Source organism: Mannheimia sp. USDA-ARS-USMARC-1261, from assembly GCF_000521605.1.
GTDB lineage: Bacteria > Pseudomonadota > Gammaproteobacteria > Enterobacterales > Pasteurellaceae > Mannheimia > Mannheimia indoligenes.
This window is the reverse complement of record NZ_CP006942.1, coordinates 2,255,219-2,275,119: the sequence shown is the minus strand read 5'-3', so window position 1 is coordinate 2,275,119 and position 19,901 is coordinate 2,255,219. Positions and strand designations below refer to the sequence as shown.

36 protein-coding genes are annotated in these 19,901 nt (G+C 40.0%); 31 read left to right on the top strand and 5 right to left on the bottom strand.

Annotation, left to right across the window (positions count from 1 at the left end; all coding sequences use genetic code 11):
• Nucleotide 1 precedes the first annotated feature (1 nt).
• The 27 genes from rplC (at nucleotide 2) to rplQ (ending at nucleotide 13,444) form a co-directional block, all read left to right on the top strand.
• Entirely contained in the window at nucleotides 2-628 is a 627-nt protein-coding gene (rplC, locus tag X781_RS11130; protein WP_025218243.1) for a 50S ribosomal protein L3, read from the top strand.
• 15 nt (nucleotides 629-643) lie between these two features.
• Complete coding sequence (rplD, locus tag X781_RS11125; protein WP_025236920.1) at nucleotides 644-1,246, top strand: 50S ribosomal protein L4; 603 nt, start codon at nucleotides 644-646, stop codon at nucleotides 1,244-1,246.
• A complete protein-coding gene (rplW, locus tag X781_RS11120; protein ID WP_025236919.1) occupies nucleotides 1,243-1,548 on the top strand; it encodes a 50S ribosomal protein L23 in 306 nt (101 codons plus the stop codon). Before rplD ends, rplW begins: the two co-directional genes overlap by 4 nt.
• An 18-nt stretch (nucleotides 1,549-1,566) precedes the next feature.
• The gene (gene rplB / locus X781_RS11115; protein WP_025236918.1) at nucleotides 1,567-2,388 is read left to right on the top strand and encodes a 50S ribosomal protein L2; all 822 of its coding nucleotides are present in this window, start codon (nucleotides 1,567-1,569) and stop codon (nucleotides 2,386-2,388) included.
• A 30-nt stretch (nucleotides 2,389-2,418) separates the two neighbouring features.
• Nucleotides 2,419-2,694 (top strand): 30S ribosomal protein S19, encoded by a 276-nt coding sequence (gene rpsS / locus X781_RS11110; RefSeq protein WP_005539416.1) that lies wholly within the window; start codon nucleotides 2,419-2,421, stop codon nucleotides 2,692-2,694.
• Nucleotides 2,695-2,704: 10 nt separating this feature from the next.
• Nucleotides 2,705-3,037 (top strand): 50S ribosomal protein L22, encoded by a 333-nt coding sequence (rplV, locus tag X781_RS11105; protein WP_025236917.1) that lies wholly within the window; start codon nucleotides 2,705-2,707, stop codon nucleotides 3,035-3,037.
• An 18-nt stretch (nucleotides 3,038-3,055) separates the two neighbouring features.
• Nucleotides 3,056-3,760 (top strand): 30S ribosomal protein S3, encoded by a 705-nt coding sequence (gene rpsC / locus X781_RS11100; RefSeq protein ID WP_025218238.1) that lies wholly within the window; start codon nucleotides 3,056-3,058, stop codon nucleotides 3,758-3,760.
• A gap of 12 nt (nucleotides 3,761-3,772) precedes the next feature.
• Nucleotides 3,773-4,183, top strand: coding sequence for a 50S ribosomal protein L16 (gene rplP, locus X781_RS11095; protein WP_025218237.1), 411 nt, complete (start codon nucleotides 3,773-3,775; stop codon nucleotides 4,181-4,183).
• Nucleotides 4,183-4,374: a 50S ribosomal protein L29 gene (gene rpmC / locus X781_RS11090; RefSeq protein ID WP_005711179.1), complete on the top strand. Its 192-nt coding sequence runs from the start codon at nucleotides 4,183-4,185 to the stop codon at nucleotides 4,372-4,374. Before rplP ends, rpmC begins: the two co-directional genes overlap by 1 nt.
• Nucleotides 4,374-4,631 carry a 30S ribosomal protein S17 gene (gene rpsQ / locus X781_RS11085; protein ID WP_025236916.1) on the top strand — a complete coding sequence of 86 codons (258 nt, stop codon included), beginning with the start codon at nucleotides 4,374-4,376 and terminating at the stop codon, nucleotides 4,629-4,631. The genes rpmC and rpsQ overlap by 1 nt, the downstream gene beginning before the upstream one ends.
• A gap of 305 nt (nucleotides 4,632-4,936) precedes the next feature.
• Nucleotides 4,937-5,308 carry a 50S ribosomal protein L14 gene (rplN, locus tag X781_RS11080; protein WP_005711998.1) on the top strand — a complete coding sequence of 124 codons (372 nt, stop codon included), beginning with the start codon at nucleotides 4,937-4,939 and terminating at the stop codon, nucleotides 5,306-5,308.
• Between the two features lie 10 nt (nucleotides 5,309-5,318).
• Nucleotides 5,319-5,630: a 50S ribosomal protein L24 gene (gene rplX / locus X781_RS11075; RefSeq protein WP_025236915.1), complete on the top strand. Its 312-nt coding sequence runs from the start codon at nucleotides 5,319-5,321 to the stop codon at nucleotides 5,628-5,630.
• Nucleotides 5,631-5,647: 17 nt separating this feature from the next.
• Complete coding sequence (rplE, locus tag X781_RS11070; protein ID WP_025236914.1) at nucleotides 5,648-6,187, top strand: 50S ribosomal protein L5; 540 nt, start codon at nucleotides 5,648-5,650, stop codon at nucleotides 6,185-6,187.
• Nucleotides 6,188-6,198: 11 nt separating this feature from the next.
• Complete coding sequence (rpsN, locus tag X781_RS11065; protein ID WP_025216415.1) at nucleotides 6,199-6,504, top strand: 30S ribosomal protein S14; 306 nt, start codon at nucleotides 6,199-6,201, stop codon at nucleotides 6,502-6,504.
• Nucleotides 6,505-6,540: 36 nt separating this feature from the next.
• Nucleotides 6,541-6,933, top strand: coding sequence for a 30S ribosomal protein S8 (gene rpsH / locus X781_RS11060; RefSeq protein ID WP_025216416.1), 393 nt, complete (start codon nucleotides 6,541-6,543; stop codon nucleotides 6,931-6,933).
• Between the two features lie 16 nt (nucleotides 6,934-6,949).
• A complete protein-coding gene (rplF, locus tag X781_RS11055) occupies nucleotides 6,950-7,483 on the top strand; it encodes a 50S ribosomal protein L6 (RefSeq protein WP_025236913.1) in 534 nt (177 codons plus the stop codon).
• A 14-nt stretch (nucleotides 7,484-7,497) separates the two neighbouring features.
• Complete coding sequence (gene rplR, locus X781_RS11050; RefSeq protein WP_025236912.1) at nucleotides 7,498-7,851, top strand: 50S ribosomal protein L18; 354 nt, start codon at nucleotides 7,498-7,500, stop codon at nucleotides 7,849-7,851.
• 14 nt (nucleotides 7,852-7,865) lie between these two features.
• Complete coding sequence (rpsE, locus tag X781_RS11045; RefSeq protein ID WP_005705945.1) at nucleotides 7,866-8,366, top strand: 30S ribosomal protein S5; 501 nt, start codon at nucleotides 7,866-7,868, stop codon at nucleotides 8,364-8,366.
• A 6-nt stretch (nucleotides 8,367-8,372) separates the two neighbouring features.
• On the top strand, nucleotides 8,373-8,549 hold the full coding sequence (gene rpmD / locus X781_RS11040) for a 50S ribosomal protein L30 (protein ID WP_006250021.1): 177 nt from the start codon (nucleotides 8,373-8,375) through the stop codon (nucleotides 8,547-8,549).
• Nucleotides 8,550-8,553: 4 nt separating this feature from the next.
• A complete protein-coding gene (gene rplO, locus X781_RS11035) occupies nucleotides 8,554-8,988 on the top strand; it encodes a 50S ribosomal protein L15 (RefSeq protein WP_025236911.1) in 435 nt (144 codons plus the stop codon).
• 3 nt (nucleotides 8,989-8,991) lie between these two features.
• Nucleotides 8,992-10,314, top strand: a complete 1,323-nt coding sequence (gene secY, locus X781_RS11030; RefSeq protein ID WP_025236910.1) for a preprotein translocase subunit SecY — start codon at nucleotides 8,992-8,994, stop codon at nucleotides 10,312-10,314.
• 21 nt (nucleotides 10,315-10,335) lie between these two features.
• Nucleotides 10,336-10,449: a 50S ribosomal protein L36 gene (gene rpmJ / locus X781_RS11025; RefSeq protein ID WP_006250018.1), complete on the top strand. Its 114-nt coding sequence runs from the start codon at nucleotides 10,336-10,338 to the stop codon at nucleotides 10,447-10,449.
• 137 nt (nucleotides 10,450-10,586) lie between these two features.
• On the top strand, nucleotides 10,587-10,943 hold the full coding sequence (rpsM, locus tag X781_RS11020; RefSeq protein ID WP_005599322.1) for a 30S ribosomal protein S13: 357 nt from the start codon (nucleotides 10,587-10,589) through the stop codon (nucleotides 10,941-10,943).
• Between the two features lie 16 nt (nucleotides 10,944-10,959).
• Nucleotides 10,960-11,349: a 30S ribosomal protein S11 gene (gene rpsK / locus X781_RS11015; RefSeq protein WP_005705959.1), complete on the top strand. Its 390-nt coding sequence runs from the start codon at nucleotides 10,960-10,962 to the stop codon at nucleotides 11,347-11,349.
• Nucleotides 11,350-11,377: 28 nt separating this feature from the next.
• Nucleotides 11,378-12,004, top strand: a complete 627-nt coding sequence (gene rpsD / locus X781_RS11010; protein ID WP_006250017.1) for a 30S ribosomal protein S4 — start codon at nucleotides 11,378-11,380, stop codon at nucleotides 12,002-12,004.
• A 30-nt stretch (nucleotides 12,005-12,034) separates the two neighbouring features.
• Nucleotides 12,035-13,024 (top strand): DNA-directed RNA polymerase subunit alpha, encoded by a 990-nt coding sequence (locus X781_RS11005; protein ID WP_025236909.1) that lies wholly within the window; start codon nucleotides 12,035-12,037, stop codon nucleotides 13,022-13,024.
• Between the two features lie 33 nt (nucleotides 13,025-13,057).
• Nucleotides 13,058-13,444, top strand: coding sequence for a 50S ribosomal protein L17 (gene rplQ / locus X781_RS11000; RefSeq protein WP_025236908.1), 387 nt, complete (start codon nucleotides 13,058-13,060; stop codon nucleotides 13,442-13,444).
• A gap of 151 nt (nucleotides 13,445-13,595) precedes the next feature.
• On the opposite strand, the gene X781_RS10995 is transcribed toward rplQ, so the two are convergent.
• Entirely contained in the window at nucleotides 13,596-13,997 is a 402-nt protein-coding gene (locus X781_RS10995) for a hypothetical protein (RefSeq protein WP_235068752.1), read from the bottom strand.
• Nucleotides 13,990-14,487, bottom strand: a complete 498-nt coding sequence (locus X781_RS12700; RefSeq protein ID WP_442914795.1) for a hypothetical protein — start codon at nucleotides 14,485-14,487, stop codon at nucleotides 13,990-13,992. The genes X781_RS10995 and X781_RS12700 overlap by 8 nt, the downstream gene beginning before the upstream one ends.
• A 249-nt stretch (nucleotides 14,488-14,736) precedes the next feature.
• On the opposite strand from X781_RS12700, the gene rpsP reads away from it, so the two are divergent.
• From rpsP to rplS, 4 genes are read left to right on the top strand one after another with little or no spacing between them, the layout of a single operon-like run.
• Entirely contained in the window at nucleotides 14,737-14,985 is a 249-nt protein-coding gene (gene rpsP / locus X781_RS10990) for a 30S ribosomal protein S16 (protein ID WP_005599334.1), read from the top strand.
• 33 nt (nucleotides 14,986-15,018) lie between these two features.
• Nucleotides 15,019-15,546 (top strand): ribosome maturation factor RimM, encoded by a 528-nt coding sequence (rimM, locus tag X781_RS10985; RefSeq protein WP_025236907.1) that lies wholly within the window; start codon nucleotides 15,019-15,021, stop codon nucleotides 15,544-15,546.
• 45 nt (nucleotides 15,547-15,591) lie between these two features.
• The gene (trmD, locus tag X781_RS10980; protein ID WP_025236906.1) at nucleotides 15,592-16,347 is read left to right on the top strand and encodes a tRNA (guanosine(37)-N1)-methyltransferase TrmD; all 756 of its coding nucleotides are present in this window, start codon (nucleotides 15,592-15,594) and stop codon (nucleotides 16,345-16,347) included.
• A 26-nt stretch (nucleotides 16,348-16,373) separates the two neighbouring features.
• A complete protein-coding gene (gene rplS / locus X781_RS10975) occupies nucleotides 16,374-16,724 on the top strand; it encodes a 50S ribosomal protein L19 (protein ID WP_025236905.1) in 351 nt (116 codons plus the stop codon).
• 74 nt (nucleotides 16,725-16,798) lie between these two features.
• Here rplS and X781_RS10970 read toward each other — a convergent pair whose 3' ends face one another.
• The 3 genes from X781_RS10970 to accC form a co-directional block, all read right to left on the bottom strand.
• Nucleotides 16,799-17,131, bottom strand: a complete 333-nt coding sequence (locus X781_RS10970; RefSeq protein ID WP_025236904.1) for a MazG nucleotide pyrophosphohydrolase domain-containing protein — start codon at nucleotides 17,129-17,131, stop codon at nucleotides 16,799-16,801.
• A gap of 78 nt (nucleotides 17,132-17,209) precedes the next feature.
• Complete coding sequence (locus X781_RS10965) at nucleotides 17,210-18,406, bottom strand: ribosomal protein uL16 3-hydroxylase (protein ID WP_025236903.1); 1,197 nt, start codon at nucleotides 18,404-18,406, stop codon at nucleotides 17,210-17,212.
• A 150-nt stretch (nucleotides 18,407-18,556) separates the two neighbouring features.
• The gene (accC, locus tag X781_RS10960; protein WP_025236902.1) at nucleotides 18,557-19,900 is read right to left on the bottom strand and encodes an acetyl-CoA carboxylase biotin carboxylase subunit; all 1,344 of its coding nucleotides are present in this window, start codon (nucleotides 19,898-19,900) and stop codon (nucleotides 18,557-18,559) included.
• Between the last annotated feature and the right edge of the window lies 1 nt (nucleotide 19,901).

Sequence of the window (19,901 nt, the reverse complement as noted above, 5' to 3'; positions counted from 1 at the left end):
AATGATTGGTTTAATCGGTCGTAAAGTTGGTATGACCCGCGTTTTCACTGAAGACGGCGTGTCTATTCCAGTTACCGTTATCGAAATCGAAGCCAACCGTGTTACTCAAGTTAAAACCCTTGAAAACGATGGCTACTCTGCAATTCAAGTTACTACTGGCTCTAAAAAAGCAAGTCGTGTAACTAAACCAGAAGCAGGTCATTTCGTGAAAGCAGGTGTTGAAGCTGGTCGCGGTTTATGGGAATTTCGTACTGAAGGTGAAGAATTCACTTTAGGTCAAGAAATCAATGTTGACATCTTCACAGATGTTAAAAAAGTTGACGTTACTGGTACATCAAAAGGTAAAGGTTTCCAAGGCGGTGTTAAACGCTGGAACTTCCGTACTCAAGATGCTACACACGGTAACTCTTTATCACATCGTGTACTTGGTTCTATTGGTCAAAACCAAACTCCGGGTCGTGTGTTTAAAGGTAAAAAAATGGCAGGACACTTAGGTGCTGAGCGTGTAACCGTTCAATCACTTGAAGTTGTTCGTGTAGATGTTGAGCGTAAATTACTATTAGTTAAAGGTGCCGTTCCAGGTGCAACTAATGGTGATGTTATCGTGAAACCGGCAGTTAAAGCATAAGTCTAGGAGATAGAGATGGAATTACAAGTTGTAGGTGCAAACGCACTAACTGTTTCTGAAACTACCTTCGGACGTGAGTTTAATGAAGCGTTAATCCACCAAGTAGTTGTTGCTTATGCAGCAGGTGCTCGTCAAGGAAGTCGTGCTCAAAAAACTCGTGCTGAAGTGTCTGGTTCAGGTAAAAAACCTTGGCGTCAAAAAGGTACAGGTCGTGCACGTTCTGGTGATATCAAATCACCAATCTGGCGTTCTGGTGGTGTAACATTTGCTGCTAAACCACAAGATCACAGCCAAAAAGTGAACAAAAAAATGTACCGTGGTGCAATCAAAAGCATTCTTTCTGAATTAGTTCGTCAAGACCGTTTAGTGGTTGTTGAGAAATTCGAGATCGATGCACCAAAAACTAAAGTATTAGCACAAAAATTAAAAGATATGGCGTTAACTGACGCTCTTATCATCACTGCAAATGTAGATGAAAATCTATTCTTAGCAGCACGCAACTTATATAAAGTTGATGTACGTGATGTTCAAGGTATCGACCCAGTAAGCTTAATCGCTTTCGATAAAGTGGTTGTTACTGTAGATGCAGTGAAACAAATTGAGGAGATGTTAGCATGATTCAACAAGAACGTTTGCTAAATGTGTTAAAAGCACCACATATCTCTGAAAAAGCGACAAACAACGCAGAAAAAGGCAATACTATCGTATTCAAAGTTGCATTAGATGCAAACAAAGTTGAAATTGCAAACGCAGTTGAACAACTTTTCGAAGTAAAAGTAGATTCTGTACGTACTGTAGTGGTTAAAGGTAAAACTAAACGCCGTGGTGCTAAAGTTGGTCGTCGTAGTGACTGGAAAAAAGCTTATGTAACTCTTCAAGAAGGTCAATCACTTGACTTCGTTGAAGGTGCGGCAGAATAATCAGAGGAGATAATATAAATGGCTATCGTTAAATGTAAGCCGACCTCCGCTGGTCGTCGTCACGTAGTTAAAGTTGTAAACACTGAGCTACATAAAGGTAAACCTTTTGCAGCACTTTTAGATACTAAATCTAAAACTGGTGGTCGCAACAACTTAGGTCGTATTACAACTCGTCACATTGGTGGCGGTCATAAACAACACTACCGTTTAATTGACTTCAAACGTAACAAATTGGACATTCCAGCTGTTGTTGAGCGTTTAGAATACGATCCAAATCGCTCTGCGAATATCGCATTAGTTCTTTATAAAGATGGTGAACGCCGTTATATCTTAGCACCAAAAGGGTTATCTGCTGGTGATACGATTCAAGCTGGTGCTTCAGCACCTATTAAAGTAGGTAATGCATTACCTATGCGTAACATTCCAGTTGGTTCAACTGTTCACAACGTGGAATTAAAACCTGGTAAAGGCGGTCAAATCGCTCGTTCCGCAGGTGCATATGTACAAATTATCGCTCGTGAAGGTAACTATGTAACTTTACGTCTTCGTTCAGGCGAAATGCGTAAAGTATTAGCTGAGTGTACTGCAACTATCGGTGAAGTAGGTAACTCAGAGCATATGCTTCGCGTTCTTGGTAAAGCAGGTGCAAACCGTTGGAGAGGTATTCGTCCAACTGTTCGTGGTACTGCGATGAACCCGGTAGACCACCCACACGGTGGTGGTGAAGGTCGTAACTTCGGTAAACACCCAGTTACTCCTTGGGGCGTTCAAACCAAAGGTAAGAAAACTCGTCACAATAAACGTACTGATAAATTCATCGTACGTCGTCGTGGCAAATAATTTTATTCATTAACTAAAAGGTAAACACCAATGCCACGTTCCCTCAAGAAAGGTCCTTTCCTTGACCTACACTTGTTGAAGAAGGTAGAGAAGGCGGTGGAAAGCGGGGATAAAAAACCAATCAAAACTTGGTCCCGTCGTTCAATGATCATTCCATCAATGATTGGTTTGACCATCGCAGTCCATAATGGTCGTCAGCACGTTCCTGTTTATGTTTCCGACGAAATGATCGGTCATAAATTAGGTGAATTTGCCCCGACTCGTACATACCGCGGTCACGCCGCAGATAAGAAAGCTAAGAAATAAGAGGTAAAAGATGGAAACTATTGCTAAACATCGTTACGCTCGTACTTCTGCCCAAAAAGCTCGCTTAGTTGCTGACTTAATCCGTGGTAAAAAAGTTGCGCAAGCATTAGAAATCTTAACTTTCACTAACAAAAAAGCAGCAACGCTTGTTAAGAAAGTTTTAGAGTCAGCTATTGCAAACGCAGAGCACAATGACGGTGCAGATGTCGATGATCTTAAAGTTGCTAAAATCTTCGTTGATGAAGGTCCAAGCATGAAACGTGTAATGCCACGTGCAAAAGGTCGTGCAGATCGTATTTTAAAACGTACAAGCCACATCACAGTGGTTGTGTCAGATCGTTAATTAAGTGGAGAATAACAAATGGGTCAGAAAGTACATCCTAATGGTATTCGCCTAGGTATTGTTAAACCTTGGAACTCTACTTGGTTCGCGAATACACAAGATTTCGCTGATAACTTAGATGGCGATTTCAAAGTACGTAAATTTTTAAACAAAGAGTTAGCGAACGCTTCTGTATCACGCATCACTATTGAGCGTCCTGCAAAAAGTATTCGTGTAACTATTCACACAGCTCGTCCGGGTATCGTTATCGGTAAAAAAGGCGAAGATGTTGAAAAATTACGCAATGCAGTTGCTAAAATTGCAGGTGTTCCTGCTCAAATCAACATTGCTGAAGTGAAAAAACCAGAGCTAGATGCTAAATTAGTAGCAGATAGCATCGCTTCTCAACTTGAACGTCGTGTAATGTTCCGCCGTGCTATGAAAAAAGCGGTTCAAAACGCTATGAAATTAGGTGCTAAAGGTATCAAAGTTGAAGTTAGCGGTCGTTTAGGTGGTGCAGAAATTGCTCGCTCAGAATGGTATCGTGAAGGTCGTGTACCTCTACATACACTTCGTGCAGACATCGATTATAGCACAGCTGAAGCTCACACAACTTACGGCGTAATCGGCGTTAAAGTGTGGATCTTCAAGGGTGAAATTCTTGGTGGAATGGCTGCAGTGATTGAATCTGAAAAAGAACCAGCGGCACAGCCTAAAAAGCCAGCTCGCAAAGGTCGTAAATAAGGAGATCGCTGAATGTTACAACCAAAACGCACAAAATTCCGTAAAGTACACAAAGGCCGTAACCGTGGTATCGCGGGTGGTACAGAAGTGAGCTTCGGTTCATTCGGTTTAAAAGCGGTTGGACGTGGTCGTTTAACAGCACGTCAAATTGAAGCTGCTCGTCGTGCGATGAGCCGTGCAGTAAAACGTCAAGGTAAAATCTGGATTCGTGTTTTCCCAGACAAACCAATCACTGAAAAACCATTAGAAGTCCGTATGGGTAAAGGTAAAGGTAACGTTGAGTACTGGGTAGCCCTAATCCAACCGGGTAAAGTATTATATGAAATGGATGGTGTTTCTGAAGAAGTTGCACGCAATGCGTTTGCTTTAGCAGCAGCTAAACTTCCGTTCAAAACCACATTTGTAACTAAAACGGTGATGTAATGAAAGCTCAAGAACTACGTAACAAAAGTGTTGAAGAGCTGAATGGCGAATTAGTAAACCTTTTAGGTGAGCAATTCAAACTGCGTATGCAGGCAGCCACCGGTCAGCTTCAACAAACCCACCAGTTAAAACAAGTGCGTCGTAGTATTGCACAAGTGAAAACTGTATTAACCGAAAAGGCGGGTGAATAATGACTGATAAAATTCGTACAGTACAAGGTAAAGTGGTTAGCGACAAAATGGACAAATCATTTGTAGTTGCTATCGAACGTACAGTTAAACATCCTTTATATGGTAAGTTTATCCGTCGTACTACTAAACTTCACGTACACGATGAAAACAACGAAGCTAAATTAGGTGATGTAGTTGAAATTAAGGAATGTCGTCCTGTTTCAAAAACTAAATCTTGGACTTTAGTTCGTGTAGTTGAGAAAGCAGTTGTTGCTTAATTAACTAGAAATAATAAAACCTCAGTAATTTGCTGAGGTTTTTAATTTTATACAAGTCATTAAGGCAAGACGATAACAGTACAAGCGGTTAAATTTTTCTAATTTTTTGCAGATTTTCTCTGTTTTTCGACCGCTTGCTAAGATGCGATAAAATACTTCACTAAAAATATATCATTGAAATCAAGAATAATACTTAAAAATTACTTGATTAATTTCTTTATTTTTAGTATATTTTGCACCCTGTTTATGTTCTGTAAACAGGTTCGTCCCGAAAGGGTGTTTTTTTATTTTAACGGAGCACTAATATGATCCAAGAACAGACTATGCTGGATGTTGCTGATAACTCAGGGGCTCGTAGCGTAATGTGTATCAAGGTTCTAGGTGGATCGCACCGTCGTTACGCTGCTATCGGCGATATCATCAAAGTTACTGTGAAAGAAGCAATTCCACGCGGTAAAGTTAAAAAAGGTGATGTGTTAAAAGCAGTTGTTGTGCGCACCAAGAAGGGTGTTCGTCGCCCAGATGGCGCAGTTATTCGTTTCGATGGCAATGCTTGTGTAATTTTAAACAATAACACTGAGCAACCAATCGGTACTCGTATTTTTGGACCGGTGACTCGTGAACTTCGTTCTGAGAAGTTTATGAAAATCATCTCTTTAGCTCCAGAAGTACTATAAGGAGAATGTAATGGCTGCAAAAATCCGTCAAAACGATGAAGTAATTGTTCTTACCGGTAAAGATAAGGGCAAACGTGGTAAGGTAACTAAAGTGTTACCAAATGGCAAAGTTTTTGTTGAGGGTGTCAACATCGTAACTAAACACGAGAAACCAGTTCCTGTATTAGGTAAAGCTGGTGGTTTAGTGAAAAAAGAAGCCGCGATTGATGCTTCAAATGTTGCAATTTTCAACCCTGAAACCAACAAAGCTGACCGTGTAGGATTTAGAATTGAAGATGGTAAAAAAGTACGTTTCTTCAAATCTAACGAGAAATTAATTTAATTAACTGGAGTAATGTGATGGCGAAACTGCATGATTACTACAGAGATACAGTAGTTAATGAATTAAAAGAGAAATTCAACTACTCATCTGTCATGCAAGTCCCACGAATCGAAAAGATTACCCTGAATATGGGTGTGGGTGAAGCATTGACCGATAAAAAACTGTTAGATAACGCAGTAGCAGATCTAGCAGCAATTAGCGGTCAAAAACCATTAGTAACCAAAGCTCGCAAATCTGTTGCAGGCTTTAAAATCCGTCAAGGGTATCCAATCGGTTGCAAAGTAACCCTACGTGGTGAACGTATGTGGGAATTCTTTGAAAGATTGATTACTATCGCTGTTCCACGTATCCGTGACTTCCGCGGTTTAAACGCTAAGTCATTCGATGGTCGTGGTAATTACAGTATGGGTGTTCGTGAACAAATCATTTTCCCTGAAATCGACTACGATAAAGTAGATCGTGTGCGTGGTTTAGATATTACTATTACCACAACAGCGAAAAGTGATGAAGAAGGTCAAGCTTTATTAGCGGCTTTCAATTTCCCATTCCGTAAATAAGGTAGGTTATCGTGGCAAAACAATCAATGATCGCACGTGATGTAAAACGTGCTAAATTAGCTGATAAGTTCTACGCAAAACGTCAAGAGTTAAAAGCGATTATTTCAAATGAAAACTCTTCTGATGAAGAACGTTGGGATGCAGTGTTAAAGTTACAAACTTTACCACGTGATTCAAGTCCAATCCGTCAGCGTAATCGTTGCCGTCAAACTGGTCGTCCACATGGTGTACTTCGTAAGTTTGGTTTAAGCCGTATTAAAGTCCGTGAAGCTGCAATGCGTGGCGAAATTCCGGGTCTTAAGAAGGCAAGCTGGTAATAACCTCTTTTAATTTGGAATCATGGGAGTAAATACATGAGCATGCAAGATCCAATCGCAGATATGCTGACCCGTATTCGTAACGGTCAAGCTGCGAATAAAGTTGCAATCAGTATGCCTTCATCTAAGTTAAAAGTTGCTATCGCAAATGTTTTAGCTGAAGAAGGTTATATCGAAAGCGTTAAAGTTGTTGAAGGTGCAAAACCTGAACTGGAAATTACTTTAAAATATTTCCAAAACAAACCTGTTGTAGAAAGTATTCAACGTGTAAGCCGTCCAGGTCTTCGTATTTATAAACGTAAAGACGAATTACCAAAAGTTATGGGTGGTTTAGGTATTGCAGTTGTTTCTACATCTAAAGGTGTAATGACTGACCGTGCAGCTCGCCAAGCTGGTCTCGGCGGTGAAATTATCTGTTACGTAGCATAATAAAGGGGTAGGAAGAATGTCTCGTGTTGCAAAAGCACCTGTTAATATTCCTGCCGGTGTTGAGGTAAAACTTAACGGTCAGCTATTAACAGTTAAAGGTAAAAATGGCGAGTTATCTCGCGAAATTCACAATGCAGTTGAAGTAAAAAATGAAGATAACGCATTAACTTTTGCACCTCGTGAAGGTGTTGCTAATGCAGATGCACAAGCGGGTACTGCTCGTGCACTTGTTAATGCTATGGTTATCGGTGTTACTGAAGGCTTTACTAAGAAATTGCAATTAGTGGGTGTTGGTTATAGAGCTCAAATGAAAGGCAATGCTGTTGCTTTAAGTTTAGGTTTCTCACACCCTGTAGAACATGAGTTGCCAGCTGGCGTAACTGGTGAATGTCCATCACAAACAGAAATTATTCTGAAAAGTGCTGACAAACAGTTAATTGGTCAGGTAGCAGCAGATATTCGTGCATACCGCAAACCTGAGCCTTATAAAGGTAAAGGTGTACGTTACTCTGATGAGGTTGTACGTACTAAAGAAGCGAAGAAAAAGTAAAGTAAGGTAACACTATGGATAAGAAAATAGCTCGTATCCGTCGTGCAACCCGTGCACGTCATTTGATGAGAGAGCAAGGTGCAACACGTTTAGTTGTGCATCGCACACCTCGCCATATCTATGCGCAGGTAATTGCACCTAATGGCTCAGAAGTACTAGCAGCAGCTTCAACTGTTGAAAAAGTAATTAAAGAGCAAGTTAAATATACCGGTAATAAAGAAGCCGCAGCAGTAGTGGGTAAAATCGTAGCTGAGCGTGCAATTGCCAAAGGTATTCAAGCGGTTGCTTTTGATCGTTCTGGTTTCAAATACCACGGTCGTGTGCAATCATTAGCAGATGCTGCTCGTGAAGCTGGTCTACAGTTCTAATAGAGGAATTTGAGATGTCAAACATCGAAAAACAAGCTGGTGAACTGCAGGAAAAGCTAATCGCGGTTAACCGTGTTTCAAAAACCGTAAAAGGTGGTCGTATCATGAGTTTCACTGCTTTAACAGTAGTGGGCGATGGTAATGGTCGTGTTGGTTTTGGTTACGGTAAAGCACGTGAAGTTCCAGCAGCAATCCAAAAAGCGATGGAGAAAGCTCGTCGCAATATGATTAATGTAGCTTTAAATGAAGGTACATTACAACATCCTGTTAAAGGTTCTCATACTGGTTCACGCGTATTTATGCAACCAGCAAGCGAAGGTACTGGTATCATCGCAGGCGGTGCAATGCGTGCAGTATTAGAAGTTGCAGGTGTTCGTAACGTTCTTTCTAAAGCGTATGGTTCAACTAACCCAATTAATGTTGTTCGTGCAACAATTGATGCACTTGAAAACATGAAATCACCTGAAATGGTTGCTGCAAAACGTGGCAAAACAGTTGAAGAAATTTTGGGGTAATTGGATATGGCAAAAATTAAAGTAACTCAAACTCGTAGCTCTATTGCTCGTTTACCGAAACATAAAGCAACGTTAAAAGGCTTAGGTCTTCGTCATATTCGTCATACTGTAGAACTTGAAGATACACCGGCGGTGCGTGGTATGATCAATCAAGTATCTTATATGGTTAAAGTAGAGGAGTAATAGAATGCGTTTAAATTCTCTTTCTCCAGCTGAAGGTGCTAAGCACAGTGGAAAACGTTTAGGTCGCGGTATTGGTTCTGGTTTAGGTAAAACTGGTGGTCGTGGTCATAAAGGTCAAAAATCTCGTTCAGGCGGACGTGTTCGTCGTGGTTTCGAGGGTGGTCAAATGCCTTTATACCGTCGTTTACCAAAATTTGGTTTTACATCACTAAAATCATTCCATGTGGCTGAAATTCGTTTAAACGACTTAGCTAAAGTAGATGGTAACGAAGTAACTTTAGAAGCATTAAAAGCAGCTAATATTATTACTAAAGATATTTTATCAGCTAAAGTGATTTTAGCGGGTGAAATTGACAAAGCAGTTGTAATTAAAGGCTTACGTGTAACTAAAGGTGCTAAAGCTGCTATCGAAGCTGCTGGCGGTTCTATCGAGGAATAATAGATGGCAAAGCAACCAGGGTACCAAGGTAGTACACAAAAAGGGACTGGCGAGCTTAAATCAAGGTTGTTATTTGTTTTAGGTGCGTTAATCGTTTTCCGAATCGGTTCTTTTATACCTGTTCCTGGCATTGATGCTTCTGTATTATCCGAATTAATTCGACAACAGCAAGGCACCATCATTGATATGTTCAATATGTTCTCTGGTGGTGCTTTAAGCCGTGCATCTATATTTGCATTAGGTATTATGCCTTATATTTCAGCGTCAATTATTATTCAATTATTGACAGCGATTCACCCACCTTTAGCTGAATTAAAGAAAGAAGGTGAGGCAGGTCGTAGAAAAATTAGTAAATATACTCGTTACGGTACATTACTATTAGCATTTATTCAATCTATAGGTATTTCATTAGCCCTACCGAATATGGTACAAGGATTAGTTCCTAATCCAAATATCTTATTCTATATAACTTCTGTAATAAGCTTAGTAACAGGGACAATGTTCCTAATGTGGCTAGGTGAGCAAATCACTGAGCGTGGTATCGGAAATGGTATCTCATTGATTATCTTTGCAGGTATTGTTGCGGATCTTCCGGCAACTATTGGGCAGACAATTGAACAAGCTCGCCAAGGTGAGTTGTCATTTATTGTATTACTATTAGTCGCAATAATTGCATTTGCAGTAACGTATTTTGTTGTCTTTGTTGAACGTGGACAAAGAAGAATTGTTGTGAATTATGCAAGTCGCCAACAAGGTAGAATGATGGCACCTGCAAGATCTTCACACTTACCGCTAAAAGTTAATATGGCAGGAGTAATACCAGCAATTTTTGCTTCAAGTGTTATTTTATTTCCTGCAAGTATTACTCAGTGGTTTGGTCAAAGTGAGGGTTTCGAATGGTTATTTAACCTTTCACAATTATTACAGCCAGGTCAACCATTGTACATTGTCCTATTTACAATGGCAGTAATTTTCTTCGCATTCTTTTATACAGGAATGCAGTATAATCCTCGTGATACAGCGGATAATCTTAAGAAATCAGGTGCGTTTGTACCAGGTTATCGACCAGGCGAACAAACATCTCGTTACATTGATAAAGTAATGACGCGTTTAACCTTAATCGGTGCGTTATATATTACTTTTGTTTGTTTGGTTCCTTACATCATTACATCATTATGGAAAGTTCCATTCCAATTAGGCGGAACTTCTTTATTAATTGTAGTGGTTGTTATTATGGATTTCATCGCACAGGTTCAGAGCCATTTAATGTCTCAACAATATGATTCTGTGTTGAAGAAAGCTAACTTAAAAGGCTTAGGTCAATAAGCCCTTAACAAAGGATAAGCAATGAAAGTTCGTGCTTCAGTTAAAAGAATGTGCCGTAATTGTAAAGTAATCAAGCGTGAAGGTGTGGTTCGTGTAATTTGTAGCGACCCTAAACACAAACAACGTCAAGGTTAATTTACGCATATTTCTTGCAAAGAACCCGCTGAGCAGTTATACTGCTCAGCTCATTCGTCCTGATATACTGTTTGAGTATCCTGAAACGGGCTTTTCAAGATCAGTATATCAATAAACTTAAATAATAGGAGTGCATAGTGGCCCGTATTGCAGGCATTAACATTCCTGATCAGAAACACACTGTAATCGCATTAACTGCTATTTATGGTATCGGTAAAACTCGTGCAAAAGCTATCTGTGCTGCAACGGGTATTGCTGAAGATGTAAAGATCAGAGAATTGTCTGAAGAGCAGATTGAAAAACTGCGTGAAGAAGTTGGTAAATTTACTGTCGAAGGTGATTTACGTCGTGAAGTAACTTTAAGCATCAAACGTCTTTTAGACTTAGGTTGCTACCGTGGTTTACGTCATCGTCGTAGTTTACCGGTACGTGGTCAACGTACTAAGACTAATGCGCGTACCCGTAAAGGTCCACGCAAACCGATCAAAAAATAGTCGGAGTAGATAAATAATGGCTAAAACACCAGTTCGCGCACGTAAGCGCGTTAAAAAACAGATTGCAGATGGCGTAGCTCATATCCACGCATCTTTCAATAACACAATCGTTACCATTACTGACCGTCAAGGTAATGCTCTTGCTTGGGCAACTGCAGGTGGTTCAGGTTTCCGTGGTTCTCGTAAATCAACTCCATTTGCTGCTCAAGTTGCTGCAGAGCGTTGCGCAGAAATGGTTAAAGAGTTTGGTTTAAAGAATTTGGAAGTTATGGTTAAAGGTCCGGGTCCGGGTCGTGAATCAACAATCCGTGCATTAAATGCAGCGGGTTTCCGTATCACGAACATTACAGATGTGACTCCGATTCCACATAACGGTTGTCGTCCACCGAAAAAACGTCGTGTATAATTGACGTTAGAATCATTGGAGAAAGAAAATGGCAAGATATTTGGGTCCTAAACTCAAGCTAAGCCGTCGTGAAGGTACTGATTTATTCTTAAAATCAGGCGTTCGTGCGATTGAATCAAAATGTAGAAATAGACTTGACGTAGCCCCTGGTCAACACGGTGCTCGCAAGCCACGTTTATCTGACTACGGTAGTCAGTTGCGTGAAAAACAAAAAGTTCGCCGTATTTATGGTATCTTAGAGCGTCAATTCCGTAACTATTATACAGAAGCAAACCGCTTAAAAGGTAATACCGGTGAGAACTTATTAGTATTATTAGAAGGTCGTTTAGATAACGTAGTTTATCGTATGGGTTTTGCTGCAACTCGTGCAGAAGCACGTCAGCTTGTTAGCCACAAATCAATCGTAGTAAATGGTCGTGTAGTAAACATTCCTTCATTCCAAGTTTCTGTTGATGATGTTGTTGCTGTTCGTGAAAAATCGAAAAAACAAGCACGTATTAAAGCATCATTAGAATTAGCGACTCAACGTGAAAAACCGACTTGGTTAGAAGTTGATGCGACTAAAATGGAAGGCGTATTTAAACGTCGTCCAGAGCGTTCAGATCTATCAGCAGATATTAATGAACATCTGATTGTTGAGCTTTACTCTAAATAATAGTTAGCTTAACCGCAAAGAGAGGAAAAAATGCAGGGTTCTGTGACAGAATTTTTAAAGCCGCACTTAGTGAATATTGAACAAATTAGTTCAACTCGCGCTAAAGTGACATTAGAGCCGTTAGAACGTGGTTTTGGCCATACATTAGGCAACGCACTTCGCCGCATTTTACTTTCATCTATGCCGGGTTGTGCAGTTACTGAAGTTGAAATTGATGGTGTATTACACGAATACAGCAGCAAAGAAGGCGTTCAGGAAGATATTCTTGAGGTATTATTAAACCTTAAAGGTCTAGCGGTGAAAGTGCAAAATAAAGATGATATTATTTTGACACTCAATAAATCTGGAATTGGCCCTGTAACTGCAGCCGACATCACACACGATGGCGATGTAGAAATCGTAAATCCCGATCATGTTATCTGTAATTTAACAGATAAGAATGCGTCAATTAGTATGCGTATTCGTGTGCAACGTGGTCGTGGTTATGTACCTGCATCAGCACGTCTTCATACTCAAAACGATGACCGTCCAATTGGTCGTTTGTTAGTTGATGCACGTTTTTCACCAGTAGATCGCATTGCTTACAATGTAGAAGCTGCACGTGTTGAACAACGTACAGACTTAGATAAACTTGTTATTGAGATGGAAACTAATGGTACATTAGATCCAGAAGAAGCTATCCGTCGTGCTGCAACGATTTTAGCAGAGCAACTTGCTGCATTCGTTGATTTGCGTGATGTTCGTCAACCTGAAGTGAAAGAAGAAAAACCAGAATTTGATCCAATTCTTCTTCGTCCGGTAGATGACTTAGAGCTGACAGTTCGTTCTGCTAACTGTTTAAAAGCAGAGACAATTCACTATATTGGTGATTTAGTCCAACGTACAGAAGTTGAACTACTTAAAACGCCTAACTTAGGTAAAAAATCTCTTACAGAGATCAAAGATGTTCTAGCTTCTCGTGGCTTATCACTCGGTATGCGCCTTGAAAACTGGCCGCCTGCAAGCATTGCAGAAGACTAGTTTCGGTATAGATTTTCTAAGAAGGAATAGGTTATGCGCCATCGTAAGAGTGGACGTCAATTAAACCGTAACAGCAGCCATCGCCAAGCGATGTTCCGCAATATGGTAAGTTCTCTAGTTGAACACGAAATCATCAAGACAACTTTACCAAAAGCAAAAGAGTTACGTCGTGTAGTTGAGCCGTTAATTACTTTAGCTAAAGCAGACAGCGTTGCAAACCGCCGTTTAGCTTTTGCTCGTACACGCAACGTTGATACAGTTGCTAAATTATTCAATGAATTAGGTCCACGTTTTGCAAATCGTGCTGGTGGTTATACCCGCATCTTAAAATGTGGTTTCCGTGCAGGCGATAACGCACCAATGGCTTACATTGAGTTAGTAGATCGTCCGGAAGTTGCAGCAGAAGCAACAGCGGAATAATCTAATTAAGTTTGAACCTAAAACCCCGATATTCTTATCGGGGTTTTCTTTTATATGCAGATCTTTGGCATAGTAGACAAAATAGTTGCTGATTTTGCAAAAACTATGCCAAGTGGACAAAATAGTTGCTAACCTTATTTTTTTAATTAGGTTAGTAGCTTTTTTTATTCAAAAAATCCTTTATAAACATCAACTTATGTTTCTTTGTTAATCCGTTGTGATTATTTAACTTCTGCTTTAAGTCTTTAAAAAGACTTTCCGCTCTATTTGTGGTTCTTTCAATATTTAGCTCAGGGTATTTCTCGAAAGTAAATAAATAATCGTGATATCGCTTTAAACTGGCATAAGCTCCCCTTATATTTCGATGTTTATAAGGGAAATAACCTCTCTCATTCGCTATATCTGAACGTTCATTTAAAAAGTCCTGATGTTTTAAATACCAATTGTGTAGTTCCCTATAAAATATATTTTTCGTACTCTTTGTGAAAGTCTTAACAAGAATTTTTAATTCCTTTCCGGCTTGAGATTGGTGTTTTCTGCCTAATTTACGCATCACTATCGCAATCATATGAAACGGGTACATTTGTGTCGGGGGTATTGAGTAAATCTTTTAATAACCCCCTCCGACCATCGCAGGTAACTGATTGAATGATATAGCCTTTTTCCCTCAACTGATTGAGAGCTAACTGATAATAAACATCTTTTTCTGTTTTTACAAAACGATGATAGATTACCTTCTTTTTCAGACTATTGATTAAAACCAATACACCAAATTCTCGACCAAAGAAAGTGGTATCTATAATAATATTCAGATATTTTCCTTCTATTATATTTGCCTGGCTTTTAGGGGCTTTTTCAATATATCGTTGAATAGTTCTCACCGAACAATGATATTTTTCAGCAAGTTGTAGATAAGTCTGTTTTCCTGTCGTGTAATCAGACCAAATTTGAATAGCGTTTAATTTCTTTTGAAAGGTAAAGGTTTTATTACATTGATTGCAATAATGGCGTTGAATATTATTTTGCTTACCGTGCTTCTTTATATTCGTACTTTGGCAAAATGGGCAGTTTTTTATTCATTTTTCAAAAATAGGGCTTAAAGTCTTGTACTATAAGGCTTTAAGCCACTTTTTAGCAACTATTTTGTCTACTATGCCAGATCTTTATATACCTTGTTTTTTTGCAAAAAATCTGTATAATTTGACCGCTTGTTTTCCCTTTTGGGGCAAGTTCGTTACCCTCACCTCGAACGAGGGTTTATTTTTTACTATCAACATTTTAGAGGAAAGGTTATGGTAACCATTCGTTTAACTCGTGGCGGAGCTAAAAAACGCCCATTTTACCAAATCGTGGTAGCGGACAGCCGTTCACCTCGTGATGGTCGCTTTATCGAGCGTATCGGTTTCTTCAACCCATTAGCAGCAGGTCAAGCTGAGCGTTTACGTTTAGATGTGGCTAAAGTAGATGCTTGGGTTGCTAAAGGTGCTGATTTATCAGACCGTGTTGCTTCTTTAGTTAAAGAAGCTCGCAAAGCAGCTTAATTTTTTAAGCCAAAATTATATAAGTAGGTGAGTATGAGCGAACAAAAAATTGAAGTTGTCGGGAAATTAGGTTCAACCTATGGGATCCGTGGCTGGTTACGCCTCTATTCATCAACAGAACAATCTGAAAGTATTTTCGACTATCAGCCGTGGTTCTTAAAAATCAAAGGGCAATGGCAGCCAGTCGAGCTCGAAGCTTGGCGTTATCACAGCAATGATTTGATTGTGAAATTAAAGGGTACAGAAGACCGTGAAGCTGCACAGTTATTAACTAATGCCGAAATTGGTGTGGATTTATCTGTGTTTCCTGAATTGGAAGAAGGGGATTACTATTGGCACGATTTAATCGGTTGTACAGTAGTAAACTTGGAAGGCTATACAATGGGAACTGTAACTGAAATGATGGAAACAGGCTCAAACGATGTGTTAGTGGTGCGTGCAAACAGCAAAGATGCTTTTGGTAAACAAGAACGATTAATTCCGTTCTTATACGAACAAGTAGTTAAAAGAGTAGATCTCGCCACCAAAACCATTACGGTGGAGTGGGATGCTGGTTTCTAACCTCAGGTATGCGGTTAGCTTTTAAAAGCATTTGAGGCATTAATGATGTGGATTGGTATCATTTCACTATTCCCTGAAATGTTTAAAGCAATCACCGATTTTGGGGTAACAGGACGTGCAGTTAAACAAAATCTGCTGCAACTAGAATGTTGGAATCCTCGTGATTTCACATTAGATAAACATAAAACCGTGGATGATCGCCCTTACGGTGGTGGTCCGGGAATGTTAATGATGGTTCAGCCTTTACGCGATGCAATTCACGCAGCTAAAGAGGCAGCCAAAGCAGCAGATGGTGTAGAGGCTAAAGTAATTTACCTTTCACCGCAAGGTCGTAAACTTGATCAAGCCGGCGTGCAAACATTAGCTTCAAATCAGAAACTGATTTTAATCTGTGGACGATATGAAGGGGTTGATGAGAGATTGATTCAAACTGAAGTTGATGAGGAATGGTCAATCGGAGATTACGTACTGACAGGGGGAGAACTGCCTGCAATGACATTAATTGATGCTGTTGCAAGGTTTGTTCCCGGTGTATTAGGCAAACAGGCTTCGGCGTTGGAAGATTCTTTCGCAGAAGGTTTATTAGATTGCCCACATTACACCCGCCCTGAAGTGTTAGACGGTATGCCTGTCCCGGAAGTGCTGATGTCGGGACACCACGAGCAAATTCGCAAATGGCGGTTACAACAATCGCTTGAACGAACGTGGTTAAGACGCCCTGAGCTATTGGATAGCCTAGCTCTGACTGACGAACAGAGAGTGTTGTTGAATCAAATTAAAAAACAACACAAAATCAGTTAATTCTAGGATTATAGAAGGTTTTTAAAATGAGTAACATCATCAAACAACTTGAACAAGAACAGTTAAAACAAAATTTACCTAGCTTCCGTCCAGGTGATACATTAGAAGTTAAGGTATGGGTAGTAGAAGGTAGTAAAAAACGTTTGCAAGCGTTCGAAGGCGTGGTTATTGCAATTCGTAACCGTGGCTTGCACTCTGCATTCACACTACGTAAAGTTTCAAACGGCGTAGGCGTTGAGCGTACATTCCAAACTCACTCACCGGTAATTGATAGCATTGCTGTTAAACGTAAAGGTGCAGTACGTAAAGCTAAACTTTACTACTTACGTGAGCGTTCTGGTAAATCTGCACGTATCAAAGAGCGTCTTGGCGACTAATTTGCTACAACGCAGTGAAATGCACAAAAGCCTTGAGGAAACCCAAGGCTTTTGTTTTTGATGATGACAAGCGGTCATTTTTCCACATTTTTTTGCAAATAACGTTTCTCAAATTTTGCTTGATGACGTTCAACCACTTCTGTCATTGAGATGCCGTATTTATCGGCAAGTACAAATAGATTATCCATTACATCGCCTAGCTCTTCGATCAAATTTTCCCGTTTCTGTTGGTGGGAGGCTTCGCTTTCATCAGGTCGTTCACGCCCGATTTCAATGGCTCTTACCGCACAGGCAACCTCACCTATTTCTTCGGTGAGATAGGTTACTCGCATAAAGGGGCTACGCTCATACCAACCTTGTTGTTGATAAAACGCCCGAACCCATTGTTGATATTGTTCAATTTGCATCTTACTCCCTTATTTAAATAAACAAGCGGTTAAATTTACAAATTTTTTTGCAAATTTAACCGCTTGTAAGATTTACGACTATTCCGCTTCCGATAGAATAATCCAACCGCTGTCTAACCAATCGCAGATGGTATCTAGAATTAGTTCCAGCTCTGCTTGATCTTGCACTTTGGAAGCGAGCTTATTCCACGAAATTGAATCACCATTTGCGATGCGAGTAAGTAACGTCATTTCTGCTTCATTCAGCTCATCAATCCATTCGCCATTTACATAAACACGTTGTGGGTTTTCAGTATAAAGAATTTTCACATTCGCATCTTGTTGCAACCAGCCGCCTGCTTCTAACACTTCTTGAACTTCATCTGGATAATATTCATTATCTGTTTGTAGCAATTCATAGCGACGTGAGCTCACTGCTGTTGCCACACTATGAGTAAGTAGATCGTCAAATTGATCAGAATTTTGCAGTAGATCGATTAAATGATGTTTAAAGGTTTTAACCGTTTTCGGATCAAGTAATGCACTAGGTTGCTCATTCGGGCTTAAACGGAATGGAATATGAAATTCCGATGAATTAATCGTATCCGCTTGTTGCTCAATGGTTTTACAGAGGTTCTCTAATAAATCTGTTGCATTCGGATAACGTAGACCAAACGAGAATGTTAAGCCTTGATCGCTTTCTGATACGCCATAATGAGCCATTCTGGACGACACATAAAGCACATCGCCCGGGTTCATCACTTCGTCTAATACCAACTCGCCCATATCATCAAAAATACGGATAGGTTGGTTTGGTTTAAATTCTGTGCTTGGATCACACCATTTGCCAAGCTGCCAACGGCGTTGTCCATAGCCTTGAACGAGGAAAACATCATATTCATCATAATGTTTTCCTACAGTGCCGCCTAATGGCGAGCAGGACACCATAATATCATCACGTTGCCATTGTGGGATAAAGCCGAAGGCTTGCCATAATTCTCCCAGTTCTGGCGACCATTGTTCAAGATTTTGCACCATAACAGACCATTGCTCCGGCAGATTCTGTAGATCTTCTTCTACAAGCGGGCTTGCTTTTACAGACCATTTATCCCCTTTGCATTGAATAAGGCGTGCAGTAACTTCCTCTTCTAAGGCTAATTCCATAATATCTTCCGGCTCAAATAAATCTACAATTTGAGGTAAGCCATTACGAATTAAAAGAGGGCGTTTTTGCCAATATTCACGTAAAAATGTTTCAGGGCTAATGTTTTCAGGTAAGCAGAATGGAATGTTCATAAATGCTCCTTGCGATTGTGTTGCTTTAGTTTGTTTAATATTCTACCTGAGAAATCGCAGAAAACGTGAAATTTTTTATGATTTAGCGACATCATTCACATTTTGGGTAAGAAAATAATGAAAAAGGCGAACATTGTTCGCCTTTGAGGGTTATTTAAGACCGAGTTTCTTCTCTAAATAGTGGATATTTGTGCCACCTTTGCGGAATTCGCTATCAGAAAGAATTTGTGTATGTAGTGGAATATTTGTTTTAATTCCATCAACAATTGTTTCAGATAACGCATTTTCCATACGACGAATAGCAATATCACGATCTTCTGCAAAAGTGATGAGTTTACCAATCATTGAATCATAATGTGGTGGTACGCTATAGCCTGAGTAAATGTGAGAATCCCAACGTACACCTAAACCACCCGGTGCGTGTAAGCGTGTAATTTTGCCCGGAGACGGTAAGAAAGTCTGAGGATCTTCCGCATTGATACGACACTCAATAGCGTGTCCTTTCACTTTAATATCTTCTTGTTTAATAGAAAGTGGTAAACCGGCTGCAACACGCAGTTGCTCTTTCACTAAGTCCACGCCTGTGATCATCTCTGTAACAGGGTGTTCTACTTGTAAACGTGTGTTCATTTCAATGAAATAGAACTCGCCGTTTTCGTATAAAAACTCGAATGTACCTGCACCACGATAGCCGATTTCACGACAAGCATTTGCACAACGTTCACCAATGAATTTACGTAATTCTTCCGTAATACCCGGTGCCGGTGCTTCTTCCACCACTTTTTGGTGGCGACGTTGCATTGAGCAATCACGTTCCGCCAAATAAACGGCATTACCGTGTGTATCAGCAAGCACTTGAATTTCAATATGGCGTGGATTTTCTAAATATTTCTCCATATAAACCATATCGTTATTAAAGGCTGCTTTTGCTTCCGCTTTAGTCATTGCGATAGATTCTTCTAAATCTTTCTCGTGATGAACAACACGCATACCACGACCACCGCCACCGCCAGAGGCTTTGATGATAACAGGGTAGCCGATGCGGCTTGCAATTTCTCTGTTTTTCTTCGGATCAGTACCAATAGGACCATCAGAACCCGGTACGCAAGGCACGCCCGCTTTTTTCATCGCATTAATTGCAGATACTTTATCGCCCATTAAACGGATTACGTCAGCTGTTGGACCGATAAACACAAAACCTGATTTTTCAACTTGTTCTGCAAAGTTAGCATTTTCAGATAAGAAACCATAGCCCGGGTGAATTGCATCTGCATTTGTTACTTCTGCTGCCGCAATAATCATTGGGATATTTAAATAACTTTTAACAGAAGGAGCAGGACCAATACAGATAGTCTCATCTGCTAATAAAACATGTTTTAATTCACGGTCTGCTGTTGAGTGAACGGCAACCGTTTTAATGCCTAATTCTTTACAGGCTCGTAAAATGCGTAAAGCAATTTCGCCACGGTTTGCAATAACAACTTTTTCTAACATT

Excerpts from the sequence above, each read along its gene's own strand:
- rplC (WP_025218243.1), top strand. The coding sequence starts at position 2 with ATGATTGGTTTAATCGGTCGTAAAGTTGGTATGACCCGCGTTTTCACT.
- rplD (WP_025236920.1), top strand. The coding sequence starts at position 644 with ATGGAATTACAAGTTGTAGGTGCAAACGCACTAACTGTTTCTGAAACT.
- rplW (WP_025236919.1), top strand. The coding sequence starts at position 1,243 with ATGATTCAACAAGAACGTTTGCTAAATGTGTTAAAAGCACCACATATC.
- rplB (WP_025236918.1), top strand. The coding sequence starts at position 1,567 with ATGGCTATCGTTAAATGTAAGCCGACCTCCGCTGGTCGTCGTCACGTA.
- rpsS (WP_005539416.1), top strand. The coding sequence starts at position 2,419 with ATGCCACGTTCCCTCAAGAAAGGTCCTTTCCTTGACCTACACTTGTTG.
- rplV (WP_025236917.1), top strand. The coding sequence starts at position 2,705 with ATGGAAACTATTGCTAAACATCGTTACGCTCGTACTTCTGCCCAAAAA.
- rpsC (WP_025218238.1), top strand. The coding sequence starts at position 3,056 with ATGGGTCAGAAAGTACATCCTAATGGTATTCGCCTAGGTATTGTTAAA.
- rplP (WP_025218237.1), top strand. The coding sequence starts at position 3,773 with ATGTTACAACCAAAACGCACAAAATTCCGTAAAGTACACAAAGGCCGT.
- rpmC (WP_005711179.1), top strand. The coding sequence starts at position 4,183 with ATGAAAGCTCAAGAACTACGTAACAAAAGTGTTGAAGAGCTGAATGGC.
- rpsQ (WP_025236916.1), top strand. The coding sequence starts at position 4,374 with ATGACTGATAAAATTCGTACAGTACAAGGTAAAGTGGTTAGCGACAAA.
- rplN (WP_005711998.1), top strand. The coding sequence starts at position 4,937 with ATGATCCAAGAACAGACTATGCTGGATGTTGCTGATAACTCAGGGGCT.
- rplX (WP_025236915.1), top strand. The coding sequence starts at position 5,319 with ATGGCTGCAAAAATCCGTCAAAACGATGAAGTAATTGTTCTTACCGGT.
- rplE (WP_025236914.1), top strand. The coding sequence starts at position 5,648 with ATGGCGAAACTGCATGATTACTACAGAGATACAGTAGTTAATGAATTA.
- rpsH (WP_025216416.1), top strand. The coding sequence starts at position 6,541 with ATGAGCATGCAAGATCCAATCGCAGATATGCTGACCCGTATTCGTAAC.
- rplF (WP_025236913.1), top strand. The coding sequence starts at position 6,950 with ATGTCTCGTGTTGCAAAAGCACCTGTTAATATTCCTGCCGGTGTTGAG.
- rplR (WP_025236912.1), top strand. The coding sequence starts at position 7,498 with ATGGATAAGAAAATAGCTCGTATCCGTCGTGCAACCCGTGCACGTCAT.
- rpsE (WP_005705945.1), top strand. The coding sequence starts at position 7,866 with ATGTCAAACATCGAAAAACAAGCTGGTGAACTGCAGGAAAAGCTAATC.
- rpmD (WP_006250021.1), top strand. The coding sequence starts at position 8,373 with ATGGCAAAAATTAAAGTAACTCAAACTCGTAGCTCTATTGCTCGTTTA.
- rplO (WP_025236911.1), top strand. The coding sequence starts at position 8,554 with ATGCGTTTAAATTCTCTTTCTCCAGCTGAAGGTGCTAAGCACAGTGGA.
- secY (WP_025236910.1), top strand. The coding sequence starts at position 8,992 with ATGGCAAAGCAACCAGGGTACCAAGGTAGTACACAAAAAGGGACTGGC.
- rpmJ (WP_006250018.1), top strand. The coding sequence starts at position 10,336 with ATGAAAGTTCGTGCTTCAGTTAAAAGAATGTGCCGTAATTGTAAAGTA.
- rpsK (WP_005705959.1), top strand. The coding sequence starts at position 10,960 with ATGGCTAAAACACCAGTTCGCGCACGTAAGCGCGTTAAAAAACAGATT.
- rpsD (WP_006250017.1), top strand. The coding sequence starts at position 11,378 with ATGGCAAGATATTTGGGTCCTAAACTCAAGCTAAGCCGTCGTGAAGGT.
- X781_RS11005 (WP_025236909.1), top strand. The coding sequence starts at position 12,035 with ATGCAGGGTTCTGTGACAGAATTTTTAAAGCCGCACTTAGTGAATATT.
- rplQ (WP_025236908.1), top strand. The coding sequence starts at position 13,058 with ATGCGCCATCGTAAGAGTGGACGTCAATTAAACCGTAACAGCAGCCAT.
- X781_RS10995 (WP_235068752.1), bottom strand. The coding sequence starts at position 13,997 with ATGCGTAAATTAGGCAGAAAACACCAATCTCAAGCCGGAAAGGAATTA.
- rpsP (WP_005599334.1), top strand. The coding sequence starts at position 14,737 with ATGGTAACCATTCGTTTAACTCGTGGCGGAGCTAAAAAACGCCCATTT.
- rimM (WP_025236907.1), top strand. The coding sequence starts at position 15,019 with ATGAGCGAACAAAAAATTGAAGTTGTCGGGAAATTAGGTTCAACCTAT.
- trmD (WP_025236906.1), top strand. The coding sequence starts at position 15,592 with ATGTGGATTGGTATCATTTCACTATTCCCTGAAATGTTTAAAGCAATC.
- rplS (WP_025236905.1), top strand. The coding sequence starts at position 16,374 with ATGAGTAACATCATCAAACAACTTGAACAAGAACAGTTAAAACAAAAT.
- X781_RS10970 (WP_025236904.1), bottom strand. The coding sequence starts at position 17,131 with ATGCAAATTGAACAATATCAACAATGGGTTCGGGCGTTTTATCAACAA.
- X781_RS10965 (WP_025236903.1), bottom strand. The coding sequence starts at position 18,406 with ATGAACATTCCATTCTGCTTACCTGAAAACATTAGCCCTGAAACATTT.
- accC (WP_025236902.1), bottom strand. The coding sequence starts at position 19,900 with ATGTTAGAAAAAGTTGTTATTGCAAACCGTGGCGAAATTGCTTTACGC.